Raw genomic sequence first — 15,657 nt, 5'->3', positions numbered from 1 at the left:
TGCAGCAACGGCAGCGCGGCTGAAGATCAGGGCTTGACCTCGCGAGGCTCGTTCAGCGCCACGGTCTGCGGGCCCTGGTCGGTCTGCACCAGCACCTGCGTGGCCTTGTCATGCGCCGGCAGCCGGAAGGTGCGCTGCTCGCCCGGGAAGATGACGGACTGGCTGCCCTTTTGCGTCAGCGACGCGAGCGCGGTGCCGCCCTCACCCTGCAGGCGCAGCTCACTGACCTTCAGGTGCACGTTGCCGCCGTTGGACACCTGCGCCAGCAGCTCGCCATTGGGGGCGCGGCTGACCTGCCACTGCTCGCTGCGCTTGACCTGCGCAGGCGCCACGTAGACAGGCACGCGCAGCGCGACCAGCACGCGAACGCTGCCGGCCACGTTCAGCACGTCGGACGGGCGCGGCATGGGCACCTCGCGCAGCACGATGCGATAAGTCGCCTCCTGCTCCAACTGGGGGCTGCGGCGCAGGCCCAGGCGCAGTACCTGCGTCTGCCCGGGCTGCACTGTGAAGACCGGCGGGTTGACGATGAGGTCACTGGTGGGCGCGTCGATGTCGATGCCGCCCACGCGGTTCCAGGCGATGGCCTCGGCCTGCATCAGCACAGGCTCCTGGCCATTGTTCATCACCTGCACGGTGGCGCGGTCGTTGGCGCGGTCCAGCTTGACGGTGACGGGCATCAGCGTGACGTCGGCGGCGCGTACCGAGTACGACCAGAACGACACCAGGAAGAACAGAGCCAGCATCCTGGCGAAGCGCTTCATGGCTAACCTCCTTCAGTAGCTGACCGTGACGGTCACGGTGTCGGTGTAGCTCCCCGGGACGACATTGGCAAGTGAAGGCAGGCGGCCGTAGATGGTCAGCGTCTGCGCGCTGCCGGTGCCGGTACCCGGCGACGTGCTGCTGCTGGCGGTGCCGTCGCCCCAGACGCTGGAGCGGCCGGCGTCCAGGTACAGCTGGTAGGCCAGCGTGTGGCTGCCGCTCTTCATCGTGCGGGAGCCGAAGTTGGACGTGCCGCCGGCGTTGACGCCCGCATTCAGCGCCACGGTGTACGGCGTGGTGTTGGTGCACTGCACCGTCAGCGTGGAGGTGGCGTCCAGTGGCGTGGCGGTGGCCAGCGGGTCGATGGCGGAGCCGAAGTTCAGCGTCGTGCCCGACACGGTGCAGGCGGTGGTGACGGTGGCGGTGACCTGGAAGCTGTTGCCGCTGGTGGCAGCCTGAGCCAGCGCGGGCAGCAGGGCAGCGGTCAGCAGGGCCAGCTTGCGGATGTTCAGGGTGGTCATCGTCATGTCTCCGGGTTGATTTGAAGCACTTGCGGGGGGGCGGGTCGGACCGGTGGGTCGCCTTGACCGTTTCCCGATGAACGCAATCTTCGAATCTGGCCGGATTCTTCAGCAGCGGGCGTTGCCTGTCTGTGGGCGGCGGGATGTCTGCAAGCTGGCGTAGGCCAATTGCCTACACGCGCCAGGCAGAGCGACCGCGTCCCTCCCGCCGCCCCTCAAAGCGCGCCGAACGCACTGGCCTCGGCCAGCGTCAGCAGGCCGTGCGGCGACACCGCGTCGGCGGGGAAGAGGGCCATGCCGATCTCGATGTTCAACGCGCGCTCGCCCCCCGGCAGCTGGAAAGGGGGCGCCATGCGTGCCGCCAGGTCGCGGGCATGGCCGGCTGCCTGATCGGCTTGATGCAGCCGGGTCAGCACCACGGCGAACTGGTCCCGGGTACTGCGCGCCACGATATCCGACTCGCTGCCGACGGACCTCAGCCGTTCGGCAACCTGTATCGCGATGGTGTCGGCCTGATCGGCTGGCAGATCGGTCAAGCCCAGCAGGCGCACCACATAGACGGCCAGGTCCACCCCGTCACGGCTGGCGCAGCGGGACGCCTGGTCCAGGCGCTCGTGCAGCGCCACCTTGTTGTGCAGGCCGGTCAGACCGTCCCGCAGCTGCATGCAGGGCCGGCCGTCCAGGTCGCCAGCACGCGTGGCGGCCAGGCCGGCCAAGTCGTCGAACAGCGTGTTGAGGCCGGTGCCCTTGTCGTAGAAGGCATCGGCGCCAGCCTTCATGCAGGCGCTGCGGTAGGGCTCCGCGTCCTGGGCCGTCAGCACCGCGATGCGACCGCTGTAGCCAGCGTCGCGCAGCTGGCTGACCAGGCCGAAGCCCGATCCGCTGGCCAGGGACAGGTCCAGCAGCACCACCTGGGGTTGCGTCCACTGGATCAACGCGAAGGCCTGGCGCTGTCCGGCAGCCTCACCCACGACCCGCAGGCCAGGCATGGCATCCAGGCGGCGTACCAGCAGCCGGCGGATGGCGACAGAGTCTTCAACAACGAATATGTCCATGGCGCCGATCCTGCGGCCAGGCGCGCTCCGGCATCAGTGGGGGATGCAGGCAGCACGACGGCGGGATTGCCGCGAGGTGATGTAGGTGAATTGCCTACACGCCGGAGGGGCTGACGCGTCAGATATCGGTCAGCCCGTGCTGCACGCAGTACTTCGTCAGCTCGGTGTTGTTGGCCCAGCCCGCCTTCTCCAGGATGCGGGCCCGGTAGCTGCCCACCGTCTTGACCGACAGGTGCATGGTCTCGGCGATCTGCGAAGGCGTCTTGCCGGCTGCGATCAGCAGCATGACGCGGTGCTCCTGCGTCGACAGCTGCTCGTGCGGCAGCGCCTGAGGCGCTTTGCCGCTGAGCAGCGCCAGCAGGTGGTCGGCCATCGTGGCGGTGACGTAGCGGCCGCCTTCCGACAGCCGGCGCAGCGCAACACGCAGCTCATCGGACGCACGGTCCTTGGGCAGGTAGCCGCTGGCCCCCATCTGGATCAGCCGCGCGGCGTAGGCGGCCTCGGCATTCAGGCTCAGCACCAGCAGCGGCACGCCCGGCACGGCGCGCAGCAGCTTGCTGGCGCCCTCGGTGCCCTGGGCGTCCGGCAGCGACAGGTCCAGCGTGATGAGCCCTGGCCGGGCCGCGGCCGCCCGGGTCAGCGCCTCGGCAATGCCCGATGCCTCGTCCACCTGCGCGTCGGGCCATTCCTGCAGCACCAGCTGGCGGATGCCCATGCGCATCAATGGGTGGTCGTCAACGATCAGGACTCTCATGTCCAGGCCTCCTCTTCCTGCGCATCCTGATCCCCGGCGCCGGGCGGCTCCAGCGGCAGCCAGACCCGCACGCGGGTGCCGTGTTCCAAGGCCGCGCCAAAGTCGAAGTCGCCGCCGGCCAGCGCCGCACGCTCTCGCATACCGCGCAGCCCTGACGCATCGGGCCGCGTGCCGCCCGGGCCGCGACCGTTGTCGACGATCTCCAGCTCGTACCCCGACTCTCCCGCCTGCACCCGGGGCCGGCCGGTCACGCGCAGCGCGGTGGCATGGGCGTGCCGCAGCACGTTGGTGCTGGCTTCCTGCACGATGCGGAACAGCGGGTTGGCCTGCTGCGGCGTCAGCAGCTCGGCGGCATCAAGTTCCAGCCGCGTAGTCAGCCCAGACTGGCGCCCCAGCGTCTGCAGGTAATGCCCGAGCGCCGCCTCGAGGCCAAGTTCGTCGAGCAGCGGCGGGCGCAGCGCGGCGGAGATGTGCCGCGCAGACCGGATGGTGTCGTCGGCCAGCACCTCCAGCTCCTTGAACAGCGGCTCGGCGCGCGAGGGCGGCTCGGCACGCAACGTGGCCACAATCATCTTAATGGCGGTGCCGACCTGGCCGATCTGGTCGTGCACCTCGCGCGCCAGGCGGCGGCGCTCGTCCTCGATGCTGCGATCCAGCTCGGTGGCGAAGCTGCGGATGCGCAGCAGCGCCTGGCTCAGCGCCTCGGTGCGCTGCGCCACCTGCTGTTCCAGCCCCGCGTTGGCGACGCGCAGGGCTGTCTCGGCCAGGTCCCGCAACCGGCGCTCATAGAACATCAGCGCTAGCGCCAGCGCCAGCGCCACCAGCCCCACCCCGAGCAACGACTTCGTCAGCCAGGTCGTGCGCTGCTGGACGTCCTCGGCCAGAAGGTCGACGTCTGCAATGCGCCGCTGCTGCTCCAGCGCCAGCTGGTCGACCTGGAAGCGCAGGTCATCCATGAGCCGCTTCCCTTCGACGTAGGGCCCCAGGTCCTGCGCGATGGCCGTGTGGTCCACGCGGCGCTCGACACTCTGACGGCTGTGCTGGATGCGGGCGTCGATCAGCTGGTCAAGCCGGTCGAGCATTTCCGTCGGCGCCCCGTTGCGCTGCAGCCGCACGCGCAGCCCCTCGCGCTGCTTGCCCAGCTCCTGCAGCGCCTCCTCGTAGGGCCTCAGGAAGGGCAGCTGCCCGGTGATGATGTAACCGCGCTGGCCGGTCTCGATGTCCACCAGCAGCGTCAACAGCCGCTGCAGCTCGGTGTCCAGTTGCAAGGCCTCGCGACGCTCGGCATCCCGCACCATCAGGTCAGCCAGGCTCAGGCGCGTGCCGACGGCCGTGCCAACGAACGCAATGACCGCAGCAATCAGAAGGCACAGCGAGACCCAGTAATAGCGCATGTTCTCCCGCAGCAACGTGACGATCGGGGAACGGCCGCGGACCTCTGCGGCGACGCCCGGCGAAGACAGCCGAGCCGGTCCACACACTCGAACACGAACAATCGGCCGGCGTCGGCGCGACGCCAGCACGGAACGCCGTTAGGCTATGGCTTGCGCACTAAAAAGGCAAGTCAGCGCAACCCGCATGGAGTTGCGGTTAGCAAACCTCAGAACAGCTCGACGTCGCTCTGCTGCTCGGCCTCGCGGATGACACCCCGCGCGACCAGCGCCGCGTAGTTGTGAACCTGGTTCCGGCCGTGGCCCTTTGCGTGGTAGACCGCCTTGTCGGCCCGCTCGAAGGCGGCTGCGGGCGCGTCTCCGGCCCGCACCTCGGTAAAACCGATGCTGACCGTGATGTGGCCCACCTGCGGGAAGGCGTAGCGCTCGGTGTTCAGGCGCAGGCGCTCGAAGGCCTCGCCAGCATGGACTTCCTCGTCGCAGCGCATCAGCACGACGAACTCCTCGCCGCCGAAGCGGTACAGCAGGTCGTGGAAGCGGAACGACCCGCGCATCAGGCGCGACAGCAGCAGCAGCACCTCATCGCCGATCAGGTGGCCGAAGCGGTCGTTGACCGACTTGAAGTGGTCGATGTCGATAACGCCCAGCACGTAGTGTGGCACTGCGACATCATGGCGCCGGTCCTCGCCCTCGTGACTGACGGCCGGCCGGGCCGGCATCTCGGAAAGGACCTTCAGGAAGCTCTCGTCGAAGGTCTTGCGGTTCAGCAGCCCGGTCAGCGTGTCACGCTCGGAATAGTCCAGCAGCCCCTGGAAGTTGTGATAAATCCGCAACACGCTGCTGACCATGCGCTGCGCGCCCGTGCCCAGCCGGTGGGACGACAGCACCTCGATGACGCCCACCACGTCGCGGTCGGTCGCAATGGGGAACAGGTACAGCCAGCTCTCGCCTTGCATCACCTGCGTCACGTTGCGGCTGCGCATTGCCTCCAGCCGCAACGGATGGGTCGTCGCCAGCGGCAGCGACTCAGGCATGGCCCACAGCGGATCCGCCGTGGCCACCGCCTCGCCGGCACGCAGGTGGGCGCGCGTCAGCCAGCGCTCCTCTCCCGTCTCGCCGATGCAGCGGTAGATGGCCACCGACTCGGGCTCCAGCAGGTCACGCAAGGCCATGACCAGCGTGACGTCCATGACGTCACGGTCGCGGAAGCCGGTCAGTTCGGCAAGATGGTCAACAACCTGGGACATGGGTTCAAGCGATGCTCGCCTGTGTGAACTGGCGGATCAGGCCCAAGAGGTAGTCCTCGTCGTACGGCTTGCCGAGGTAGTGGTCAACGCCGAGTTGCGCCGCATAGTCACGGTGCTTCTGCGCGATGCGCGACGTGATCATGATGACCGGCAGCCCCGCCAGGCGGGCATCGGCACGCATGTTGCGCACCAGGTCGAAGCCGTCCATGCGCGGCATCTCGATGTCCGACAGCACGACGTTGGGCAGCTCGTCGGCAGACAGCTTCTCCATGGCGTCCAGACCGTCCTTGGCGAGCACCACCCGCAGGCCCACCCGCTCCAGGAAGCGCTGCGTCACGCGGCGCACCGTCAGCGAGTCGTCCACGACCAGCACCAGCGGCGCCTGCGTAGCCTCCTCGACCACCGGGACCACCGGCGCGGCCTCGCCGCCGTCCTCCACCTGCGCCTGCAGCGCTGCCAGACGGGTCTGCGCGTCGGCGCCGTACCAGTCGGCCAGTGCCACGACGTTGTAGATCAGCGCCACTTCGCCCGAAGCCAGCAGGCTGATGCCCGCCAGGCCCGGCACGCGGTTCAGCTGTGCGCCGAGGTTCTTGACGACCACTTCCTGGTTGCCGACCACTTCGTCGACGTGCAGTGCCAACGCCGCCTGGGCGCTGCGCACCAGCACGACCGGCGCATGGCGCCCGTGGGGATGCCCGCGGCCCGCATGGCCCAGCAGACCGCCCAGCCAGTAGAACGGCAGCTCGACGCCGCCGTGCTGCAGCTTGCCGCTGGCATAGGCCGCTTCGATGGCCTCGACCGGCACACGCTGCACAGACTCCATCAGCGCCGCCGGCACGGCGACGACCTGCTCGCCGCTCTTCAGCAGCACGACCTGCGTCAGCGCGGTGGTCAGCGGCAGGCGCAGCAGGAAGCTGGTGCCCTGGCCGGCCGTCGACGTGGTCTCGATGCTGCCACCCAGCGTGCCGACCTCGGCTCGCACGACGTCCATGCCGATGCCCCGGCCGCTCAGCTCGGTGACCTGGCTGGCAGTGGAGAAGCCCGGCGCGAAGATCAGGCGGCGCAGATGCGCGTCGTCGGTCTCGGCATCGGCCGAGATCAGTCCCAGCTGCAGGCCACGTTCGCGGATGCGGGCTAGGTTGAGACCGGCCCCGTCATCCGAGAAGTTCAGCAGCACTTCGTTGCCGTGCTGGCTGACCTCGATGCGCAGCGCGCCGACCGGATCCTTGGCAACGGCCGTCCGCACGTCCGGTGCCTCGATGCCGTGAGCCACGCTGTTGCGCAGCAGATGCTCGAAGGCGCCCGAGGTGCGCTCCAGCACGGAACGGTCCAGCTCCGTCTGGCCGCCCTTGATCTCCAGCTTGACCTGCTTGCCGCTGTCACGCGCGGCTTGCCGCACCACGCGGTGCATGCGCTCGCCGATGGAGTCGAACTCCACCAGCCGCGTGCGCAGCAGGTCATCCTGCAGCTCGCGCGTCAGTCGCGACTGCGCCGCCAGTTCGTCTTCGCCGGTCTGCACGTTGCGCGTCAGCGTGCGCTGCAGCGTCGCGACGTCGCCGACCGATTCGGTCAGCATGCGGGTCAGTTCCTGGAAACGGGTGTAGCGGTCGAACTCCAGCGGGTCGAACTCGCGCCCGCCCTGCTGCGCCGCCTCCTGCTGAGCGTGCATCTGGGCTTCCGCCTGCAGATCCAGCTCGCGCAGCTGCGTGCGCAGCCGCTCCAGGTTGTCGTCCAGGTCGAGCAGTGCGCCCTTCATCTGGACGAGCTCGGACTCCATGCGCGCACGGCGGATGCTGACCTCGCCGGCCTGCGTGGCCATGCGTTCCAGCAGGCTGCCGCGCACGCGCACCAGCGACTGGCCGATGGCCAGGTTGTCGCTGCCGGCCTCGATCTCGGCGGCCTCGGCAAAGCGGCTCCAGTCGATCTGGCGGTCGGACCCCGGCTGCGCCTCCTCGACCGGCGCCGGCATTGCGAAGCGGGCCAGCGGCTCGGGCCGGTCGTCCTCAACGTCGACTTCGACTGCGGGGGCTGGCGTCGGCGCAGGCGCCGGCGGTGGCGGGGCCACCAGGGCGGCCGGCGCAGTGGCAGCGGGCGCCTTCAGGCTCTCGCCCAGTGCCTCGAAGGCATGCTCCAGCGCGTCACCTTCGTGCTGCAGTGCCTGCACCTGGGCGAAGTCGGCGGTGCCGGCCTGCAGCAGCGCCTCGATGGCGGACTCCAGGTGATGGGCTTGTTCGCCGAGTCGCATCGCACCCGCCAGGCGTGCACCACCCTTGAAGGTGTGCAGCGCGCGCATGCAGGCGTCGGACCGACCGAGGTCGTCCGGCTGGGCCTGCCAGTCGCGCAGCGCGCCGTGGAGCTGTTGCAGCAGGTCGCGGCCTTCTTCCTCGAAGATCGGATACAGCTCGGGCTCGATGGCGTCGGGCAGACCCGGTTCCGGCTCGGGCTCCTCGGCTTGCAGCGGCAGCGCCGACGCCACTTCGGACGCGGGCGCCAACTCGGGCTCCGGCTCGGCGACGACCTGGGGCTCTGCCTCCAGCGCCTCGTCCGCGAAGACGGGCGGGAGCTCGTCGACGGTCACCGGCTCCAGCTCCGGTTCTGGCTCCGGCTCCGGCTCCGGCTCCGGCTCCGGCTCCGGCTCCGATTCCAGGGTCAGCGCCGTTTCTGGCGCGACCGGTTCTTGCTGCGCCTCGGCGGGCGCTTCTTCGTCGTAGTCGCCGATCAGCGTGTCCGCCACATCGTCCGGCTCGTCCAGCGGCAACTGCGTGGAGTTGAACTCTTCCTGCGGCTCGTAGGCATGCAGGCGCTCGATGACGTCGGGGTCGTTGTCCTTCAGGAACCCGGCGGCGAACTGGTGCAGCAGCCGACGGATGTCGTCGGCGGCGCGCACGAACAGCGCGGCGTCCTCTTCCGTGTAGCGTGTAGCGCGCTGGGCGCGACTCAGTGCGTGTTCCAGCTCCCGGGCCAGCGCGGACAGGCCTTCATAGCCCACCGTGCCGGCATTGCCGGCCAGCGCATGCGCCTGCTCCTCGCAGCTGTGCGGCACGGGCGGGTCGCGATCGACCGCCCATTCGGCCAGCCCCACGGCTAGCTTGCGCGACAGCTCGTCGGCCTCGTTCAGGAAGATGTTGAACAGCGCGATGCTGATGCGCAGCGGTCCGATGACCTTGAAACCTTCGTCCGGATCGACAGGCGTGACGTCCTCGTCGGACGGCACGGCCGTCTCGGCGAAGTCCGGCTCCACCACCGTCAGCGTGGGCAGGGCCATCGTGGGCTCGTCCAGCGGCGCCACGGGGGTCGCAACGGCCGGCGTATCGACGACCTGCGTCGGCTCGTCGTCCAGATCGAGCTCCAGGCGGAAGGCCGGCAGCGTCTGCTCTTCAGGCGCCACCAGCGGCATGGGCGCTGTCGCCTCGTGCTCAGCCATCAACTCGGTGGGCAGGTCGCCCAGATCCAGCGTGACCTCTTCGACCACCGGCTCGGGCAGGAGCTGGGGTTGGGGCTCGGCCAGGTCAAGCGAGAACTCGGGCTCGTATGCGGGATCCGGCTCGGGCTCCGGCGCGGCAGCCATCTCGACGACCTCCACCACCTCGATGGTCTCGATCTCCAGCGGCAGCTCCACCATCTCCACGGTCGCATCGGCGACGGGTTCGGGCGCGGCTTCAACCGTCGCGGTGGCCTCCACCTGCAGCGGCAGGTATTGCCCTTGCAGGCGCAGCGCGTCGGCGCTGCGGCGCAGCGGGCCGGATTCGCTGCGACCGCTTTCGTTGCCAGCGATCTGCTCGCGCCAATGTGTCAGGTGGTCCAGGGCCTCCGTCGTGAGGTTCAGCAGCGCGGTGTCGGCCTGCGGCGTCGCCTCGGCCAGACGCGCGTTGTAGAGCTGCTCGCACGCCCAAGCGCCTTCGCCGAAGTCGTTCAGGCCCACCATGCGGGCGCTGCCCTTCAGCGTGTGGAACGCGCGCCGGATGACGGTAAGCTGGCCGTGATCGGTCGGCGACTTGCGCAGCGCATCCAGCGCGGCGCGGGCATTGCCGATGACCTCGTCGGCCTCCTCCAGGAAAATCTCGCGCATCTCCGGGTCGTCGGCGACGCTAGGCTCGGTCGGCGCAGCTGCGGCCACGGGTGCCGGTGGGGGCGCCGGCACGGCGACAGGGGTCGGCGCGGGCAGCGACAGATCCAGATCGGGCAGGCTGAGGTCGGGCAGGTCCAGCGTGGTCAGGTCGACACGCACGGGCTGCGTTGCATCGAACACGGGCGCGGGGCTTGCCGGCTCGAGATCGACATGGAAACCGCTGGCCTCGAAGTCGGGCAGCTCGACCGCGCCTTCGCGGCGGCCCATGACCGGTTCCAGCCGGCCACTGCGCTCATCGAACTGGAACATGCGCTTGGCCAGGGCCGGCTGCACGCTCAACATGTCGATGAGGAAACCCAACGCGCCCAGGTTGGTGGCGAGGCGTTCGAAAACGTCGCGCGCGCCCGGCCGATCAAAATCAATTTCGGTGCTCGCGAGGCCGTCGACCTCGTCGCGCATGCGCATGGTGGCCTGGGCGGCCTGGTCCAGGCCCAGCACGCTCAACACACCGCGCATGGCCTGCAACTGGCCGGGCACGGGGATCAGCAGCTCACGCTGCGTGGGGCTGCGGAAGTACTCGTCGCACTGCTTTTCGATCTCGGACAGGCTGGCGCGCAGCTCATGCACCACGCTGCCCAGCGTCTGGCGATCGGAGACGCGGCGGTACAGCTCCTCCATCCAGTCATCCAGCGGCTCGGCGGCCTGGCCGTGCGCGACAGCCTCGACGCGGCGCGCCAGATGGCGCACCCGGTCGGCTTGCTCGGCCTGGTCGAAGGCGGCATCTTCCAGTGCCGCCTCGACGTACAACAGGCTGGTGGCGACTTCCATCGCCAACGCCGGCGGAGGCGTGCTGCGCGAGCGCAACGTCGCAACGACGGCGCGCTGCAGGGTCTGCGCGAGCACCTCGCCGCTGGGGAACAGCCGCGTCAGCGACTCGGCCAGCGCGGCAAACTGCTCATCCAGGCCGGCCAGACGGTGCTGGTCGCCCTCGGCCGCGCTGGACCAGCTGTCCTTGGCCGCCACCACGCGGCGCTTGGCCTGCGCAACCCAGGCCGGGTCGATGCGGCCCAGGCTGGCGTCCTCATAGTCGCCTGCCTGCTCTTCGGTCAGGCGCCAGGCGTCATGGACAGCCTGCAGGCGCGGGCCGGCACCTTGCGTGACGCGGCATTGGGCGCAGAAGAACAGCAGGTCCTGCGCGAGGCGCTCGGACACGTCGGCCTGTCCCAGCACGCGCAGCTCGTGCAGCAGCTTGGAGCCCAGGCGCTTGATGTAGGCATCGCTGGGCAGCAGCTTCAGCGCCTGCCCCTCGAACACGGCGGCGGCCAGCTGCCACAGCGTGCGCGAGTTGCCGGCCGGCAGCGCGGCGGCAAGGCCGGCGCACAGGCCAGACAGGTTGGCGGCATGGGCCGGGTTGGGCTCGCGCATCTGGCGCAGCAGCGCGGCCTCGAACGGCGCACGCACCGTGTCGGGTGCGCGGGGCGCGACGCCAGGCTCCAGCGGCACCGTGCGCCAGCCCCATTCGAACGACCACAGGTCGGCCGGGTGGATGCGCTCGGCGCCATTGAGCTTCTGCAGCTCACGGTAGCTGGGATACAGCGACAGAGGCGACGCGCGCGCGCCGGCCAGCAGCCGGGCCACATAGGCCAGCAATGCGAAGTCGGCGCGCTCGATGGTGTCGACCGTGCTGGCCTCGACTTCCAGCGGCCGCTGAGCCAGCCGTTCGACGGCGGTCTCTGCGGCGCGCAGCATGGCCGCGCCCGCGGGCAGGCCGACCAGCGACAACACGCCGCTGACCTGATGCAGTTGCGCCGCCGCCTGCTGCAGCGGTGCACTAGGTTGGCTGTCGCTGCCGAAGGCGGACAAGCGGTTGTCGCCGCCTTCCCTCACCAGGCGACGCAGGGTCTTGTGTACCGACTCCAGGGAACGGCGCAGTTCTTCCTGCACCCAGGCCAGCGGACTGAGGTCGGCCGGAAGTTCGGAGTCTCGCAGGGAGCTGTCCATGCGTTGGCTTTCTCGCTCAGTGCGTCAGGTTCAGGCGACCTTGAATCGGGCCACCGAGGTGCGCAGCGCCTCGGCGGAGCGAGACAGCTCGTGCACCATCTGGGCAGTGGAGCGCGTACCTTCGGAGGTCTGCTCGGTCACGGCGAAGATGTGCTGGATGTTGGAAGCCACTGCATTCGCATGCTCGGCCTCCTGCTTGGCCTGAGCGGAAATGCGCACGATCAGCTCGTCCAGCTGGCGCGACACGCTGTCGATGTCTTCCAGCGCCTTGCCGGCCGCGTCGGACAGTTGAGTACCTTCCACCACCCCGCGCGTCGAACGCTCCATGGCGGCCACGGCGTCGTGCGTGTCGGTCTGAATGGTCTTGACCAGCGCGGCGATCCGGCGCGTCGCATCGCCGGAACGTTCGGCCAGCCGCTGCACTTCTTCCGCCACCACCGAGAAGCCGCGACCGGCTTCACCGGCGGATGCGGCCTGGATGGCGGCGTTCAGGGCCAGCACGTTAGTCTGTTCGGTAATGTCCGAGATCAGCTCCGTGATCTCGCCAATTTCCTGAGACGACTCGCCCAGCCGCTTGATGCGCTTGGACGTCTCCTGGATGGAGTCCCGGATGGTGTTCATACCGGCGATGTTGTTCTGCATCGCGGCCAGACCCAGCTCGGCGGCCTGACGGCTCTGGCGCGCGACCTCGGCGGTCGTCTGCGCCTGTGCGGACACGTCCGTGATTCGACCCGCCATGCCCAGCACGGCCTCGCCGGTCGCGCGGATCTCGTGCAGCTGCTCCTTCGACGCTGCCAGCAGGTCGGTCGACGTCTGGTCCACCGCGCCGGTGGTGTCGGTCACGCGCGCTGCCGTCTGCTGCACCTGGCCCACCAGCGTGCGCAGCTCCTCCACCGTGTAGTTCACGGAGTCGGCAATCGCGCCGGTGATGTCTTCCGTCACCGTGGCCTGCTGTGTGAGGTCACCTTCAGCGACCGTGGACAGCTCGTTCATCAGCCGCAGAATGGCCGCCTGGTTGGCGTCGTTGACGCGCTTGGCCTCCTGCTCCAGCGCCTCGGCGGCGCGCTTCTGTTCTTCGGCGAGTTCGGCACGGCGACTCTGGTCGCCCAGGTACAGGCGCAGGAAGCCCAGTGCGCCACCCACCAGCGCGACCAGCGACAGCAGCAGCAGGACGATCAGGCCCCAGCCGGCACCGCCGGACTTTTCCAGGTCGGCGGCGGACTGCTCCAGCCCTTTGCGCAGCGGCTCTGAGTCGGCCAGGATGGCGGTCTGCGCTTCACGGGCAGACACCAGACCTTGCAGGTTGCCCAGGATGGCGGAGGCCTGCGTGCGGGTCTGTTCATACTGCATCAGCAGCGTCTGCAGGCGTTCCTTCAGCTGCGGGTCGCGGGCGGCATTCAGGCGCAGCTCGGGGCTGCCGTTGATCAAGGCCTCGGTGATGAGCTTGAAGGAGTTCAAGTCCTTGCCCAGCAGGAACACGGCCTCGGGGCTCACGCCTTCCTGTGTCAGGAACTCGTTGGCGCTCTTGCCGATACGCTGGGTCAGCATGACCAACTGACCGACCGCAGAGACTTCGCCGGCGGACGCGCCGATCTGCAGCGCTTGAGATGACACTGCCTCTGCGCTTTCGAGCAGGTCGCTGGACTGGCGGTTGATGGCGCGCAGCGCCTGACCCACCTGCGTCAGCACCTTCTCCTGGCCCTGCACGATCTTGCCGTTCTTCTCGGCGCGCTCGACCAGCGGCATCAGCGATTCCAGCGTGGGCTGCACGGCAGCCGGTGCGATGGACAGCTCACCCGTGCCGGTGCGCAGGTTGTTGACCACGCTGCTGAGCGTGCCCACCGATTCGCGCAGTTCCGCGAAGGCCGTCGGATTGCCCACCAGCGCCGCAGACACGGACTTGGCCATCCGCTGCGAGTGCATCAGCGCTGAACCGGCGGCGCGCACCTGGGCCGCGCTGCGGTTGGAACTCACCAGCACCATCGCGACGGAACTCGCCGTGCCCACCAGGCCTAGTACCACCAGGCCCGTCAGCACGCGCTGGCGGTGCTTGCCGAACAGTTCGGTCAGCCGCTCGGCACCCGTCGCTGCGGGCGGAGACAGCAGCATCGTGGGATCGGCAGCCTGCGTGGTCTGGGCGAACCCCATGCCGCTGGGCGGGAACTCGCTGTTGGGCCCAGGCTCCGTCGGCACGGCGGGCGAGATGATGGACGGCGAATCACCGTAGCCGTAGGCATAGGCCCCTTCAGCACGCGGCGGGATCTCGACGCCAGCCAATGTCGCTTCAGAGTTGCGTGTCGGGTCGAAGCCGGCGCCACTCGTGGAGTCGATGGTCGTGTCGCCCGCCTCGGGGGCCGGCGGCGGCACGTCATCGGCCTCGGACTTTCCCCTGATTTTTTCCAGCAGACTCATCTCACCCTCGCCCTTCAATTGTTTGTGACGTCCGCGATCCCACGCGGACCTCGGGACTCGCTCTCGCGGATCACGCGACGATATGCAAGAAGTTTTCCTGCCTCGCCAGCGCCTCAAGATTGATCTCTTGCCAACGCCGGCCGGCTTCATCACGCCGCAGCGCACCCGCAAAGCGGGGCAGCGGACCTGCCGGCTGCTCTTCGGCCAGCGGCAGTTGCTCATTGCTGCGCAGGCCGGCCAGCCGGTCCACCAGCAGCGCGCAGTTCAGATTCAGGTCGCTGTTCATCGAGACCAGCCGCGCCTGCGCGGACACATGGCGGGCCGCGAGCGGCTCACGCAGGCCCAGGTAGACCGCCAGGTCCACGACGGTGAACAGGCCGCCGCGCAGATTGGCCACACCGTTCAACCAGGGCTTGGCGTACGGCACGGCCTTGATGGGCACTGGCGCGAAGATCTCGCTGGCCTGCTTCAGCGAGAACAGCAGACCCACGCCCGCGCATTCCACGGCCAGCCAGTTGGCAATCAGCGTGGTCTCGCGCGCGGCCTGCATGCGTTCGGCCAGGCGTTGCTGCAATTCACGGAGAGCGGTCTTATTGGCCATGTCTGCGCGGTCCCGTTCAGCCCAGCGCCTTGATCTTGGCCAGCAGCTCCTCGGCCTTGACCGGCTTGACGACGTAGTCGCTGGCGCCCTGGCGCATGCCCCAGACCTTGTCGGTCTCCTGACCCTTGCTGGTACACATGATGACCGGCACGCCGATGAAACGCTCATCGCGCGTGATGGCCCGGGTCAGCTGGAAGCCGTTCTGGCCGGGCATGACGACGTCCATCAGGATCAGGTCGGGCTTGGCCTCAGCCAGCCGCTTCATCGCCTCTTCGCCGTTCTCGGCGGTGCGCACTTGATAGCCGCGCTTGGTCAGCATCTCCGACAGCGCGTGAAGTTCTGTCTTGGAGTCGTCGACCAGCAAAATGTTCTGGATGCTCATGGCTGTTCTCGCTTCTGTTGCGCTCAGGGGGTGTGCTGCAGCACGGCCTGAAGCAGCTGATCCTTGGTGAAGGGCTTGGTCAGGTAGTCTTGCGACCCCACCATGCGCCCTCGCGCCTTGTCGAATAGGCCGTCTTTGGACGACAGCATGATGACCGGCACCCCCGAGAACTCCGGGTTGCGCTTGATGATGGCGCAGGTCTGGTAGCCATCCAGGCGCGGCATCAGGATGTCGCAGAAGACCAGGTCGGGATGAAAATCTCCCAGTTTGGCGAGCGCGTCGAAACCGTCCTCAGCCAAAGCGACCTCATGGCCGCCCTGTTTCAGGAAGATCTCCGCGCTGCGGCGAATGGTGTTGCTGTCGTCGATGACCAGGACCCGCGTAGGGCCGGTGCCGGAAACTTGCTCGTTCAAACCTCGTCTCCTCTGAACTGTCAGCTCGGGGCCGGGCCGGCAAACCGAA

The 15,657-nt window shown here is 68.6% G+C and carries 11 protein-coding genes; all 11 read right to left on the bottom strand.

Annotation, left to right across the window (positions count from 1 at the left end; translation table 11 throughout):
* Positions 1-26 precede the first annotated feature (26 nt).
* Positions 27-764 (bottom strand): fimbrial biogenesis chaperone, encoded by a 738-nt coding sequence (locus ACG02S_RS12580; RefSeq protein WP_394470809.1) that lies wholly within the window; start codon positions 762-764, stop codon positions 27-29.
* A gap of 12 nt (positions 765-776) precedes the next feature.
* Entirely contained in the window at positions 777-1,283 is a 507-nt protein-coding gene (locus tag ACG02S_RS12575; RefSeq protein ID WP_394470808.1) for a Csu type fimbrial protein, read from the bottom strand.
* Positions 1,284-1,498: 215 nt separating this feature from the next.
* The gene (locus ACG02S_RS12570; protein WP_394470807.1) at positions 1,499-2,338 is read right to left on the bottom strand and encodes a response regulator; all 840 of its coding nucleotides are present in this window, start codon (positions 2,336-2,338) and stop codon (positions 1,499-1,501) included.
* A 118-nt stretch (positions 2,339-2,456) separates the two neighbouring features.
* Positions 2,457-3,092, bottom strand: coding sequence for a response regulator (locus tag ACG02S_RS12565; RefSeq protein WP_394470806.1), 636 nt, complete (start codon positions 3,090-3,092; stop codon positions 2,457-2,459).
* Entirely contained in the window at positions 3,089-4,486 is a 1,398-nt protein-coding gene (locus ACG02S_RS12560; RefSeq protein ID WP_394470805.1) for a CHASE3 domain-containing protein, read from the bottom strand. The genes ACG02S_RS12565 and ACG02S_RS12560 overlap by 4 nt, the downstream gene beginning before the upstream one ends.
* Before the next feature lie 206 nt (positions 4,487-4,692).
* Positions 4,693-5,730: a GGDEF domain-containing protein gene (locus ACG02S_RS12555; protein WP_394470804.1), complete on the bottom strand. Its 1,038-nt coding sequence runs from the start codon at positions 5,728-5,730 to the stop codon at positions 4,693-4,695.
* Between the two features lie 4 nt (positions 5,731-5,734).
* Positions 5,735-11,800, bottom strand: coding sequence for a hybrid sensor histidine kinase/response regulator (locus ACG02S_RS12550; protein ID WP_394470803.1), 6,066 nt, complete (start codon positions 11,798-11,800; stop codon positions 5,735-5,737).
* 30 nt (positions 11,801-11,830) lie between these two features.
* Positions 11,831-14,212 (bottom strand): methyl-accepting chemotaxis protein, encoded by a 2,382-nt coding sequence (locus tag ACG02S_RS12545; protein ID WP_394470802.1) that lies wholly within the window; start codon positions 14,210-14,212, stop codon positions 11,831-11,833.
* Between the two features lie 70 nt (positions 14,213-14,282).
* Positions 14,283-14,813 (bottom strand): chemotaxis protein CheW, encoded by a 531-nt coding sequence (locus tag ACG02S_RS12540; RefSeq protein ID WP_394470801.1) that lies wholly within the window; start codon positions 14,811-14,813, stop codon positions 14,283-14,285.
* A gap of 16 nt (positions 14,814-14,829) precedes the next feature.
* Positions 14,830-15,195: a response regulator transcription factor gene (locus ACG02S_RS12535; protein ID WP_394470800.1), complete on the bottom strand. Its 366-nt coding sequence runs from the start codon at positions 15,193-15,195 to the stop codon at positions 14,830-14,832.
* A 23-nt stretch (positions 15,196-15,218) separates the two neighbouring features.
* Positions 15,219-15,608, bottom strand: coding sequence for a response regulator (locus ACG02S_RS12530; RefSeq protein ID WP_394470799.1), 390 nt, complete (start codon positions 15,606-15,608; stop codon positions 15,219-15,221).
* Between the last annotated feature and the right edge of the window lie 49 nt (positions 15,609-15,657).

The organism is Pelomonas dachongensis, from assembly GCF_043555865.1.
Taxonomy (GTDB): Bacteria; Pseudomonadota; Gammaproteobacteria; order Burkholderiales; family Burkholderiaceae_C; genus Pelomonas; species Pelomonas dachongensis.
This window is presented reverse-complemented; position numbering and strand designations above follow the sequence as displayed.